Source organism: Flavobacterium zhoui, from assembly GCF_042787235.1.
GTDB lineage: Bacteria > Bacteroidota > Bacteroidia > Flavobacteriales > Flavobacteriaceae > Flavobacterium > Flavobacterium zhoui.
This window is the reverse complement of record NZ_JBHZPY010000036.1, coordinates 1-1,063: the sequence shown is the minus strand read 5'-3', so window position 1 is coordinate 1,063 and position 1,063 is coordinate 1. Positions and strand designations below refer to the sequence as shown.

The following is a 1,063-nucleotide window of genomic DNA, read 5'->3' as shown; positions in this document are numbered from 1 at the left end:
TATTACTCTTGCTGTTAGTTCAAATAATACAATTTAAGTTAAAGATAAAGATTTAGTATTGTTGATATCGAAATACTGCTTTTAGATTTACATCTAAAATCAAGAATCGTAAATCTGCAATCCTAAATCAAATTGTCTCGTAGCTCAGCTGGTTAGAGTATTACACTGATAATGTAGGGGTCGACAGTTCGAGTCTGTCCGAGACAACTATTTAACTTAAAGAAGGAAATTTTAGAAGAAGAGTGAAATCACGTTAAAGTGAGCACGTTACAAACTGCAAACTGCGACTGATAACTGCGAACTAAAAAAGACGGGGGATTAGCTCAGCTGGCTAGAGCGCCTGCCTTGCACGCAGGAGGTCAACGGTTCGACTCCGTTATTCTCCACAAAAAGAGTGATCAGCTTACAGTGATCAGTACTCAGTTTCGACTGAATACTAAAAACTGAACACTGAGCACTACTTTAAAGTTCATTGACATATTGAGATAAGAAAATAATAAAAAGTAGAAAGCATTTTCTATTAGATATTTATATTTAGTAGAAGAAACGGTCTCGTTTTAAATAACGAGATTGGTACAATAAGCAAAATAAGGGCGTATGGGGGATGCCTTGGCTCTCAGAGGCGATGAAGGGCGTGATAAGCTGCGAAAAGCTACGGGGATTGGCACACACGAATTGATCCGTAGATACCCGAATGGGGCAACCCACTATGTTGAAGACATAGTACACCGATAGGTGGGCAAACCCGCTGAACTGAAACATCTAAGTAGGCGGAGGAGAAGAAAACAAAAGTGATTCCGTAAGTAGTGGCGAGCGAACGCGGATTAGCCCAAACCAATGATGTTACGGCATTATTGGGGTTGTAGGACCACGTTATTTGTTGCGGATAGAATTAGAATCTACTGGAAAGTAGAGCCAAAGAAGGTGATAGCCCTGTATAAGTAATAGAAGATAACGATAGTGGTATCCTGAGTAGGGCGGGACACGAGAAATCCTGTCTGAATTTGGCGGGACCATCCGCTAAGGCTAAATACTCCTGAGAGACCGATAGTGAACCAGTACC

General features: G+C 40.9%; 2 tRNA genes and 1 rRNA gene. All 3 read left to right on the top strand.

The annotated features are described in order from the left end of the window. Positions 1–133: 133 nt before the first annotated feature. Positions 134–207: transfer RNA gene (locus tag ACFX5F_RS16215), tRNA-Ile, on the top strand. Between the two features lie 105 nt (positions 208–312). After that, positions 313–386, top strand: a tRNA-Ala gene (locus ACFX5F_RS16210). Between the two features lie 191 nt (positions 387–577). Continuing rightward, positions 578–1,063 (top strand): 23S ribosomal RNA (locus tag ACFX5F_RS16205); the annotation flags it as partial.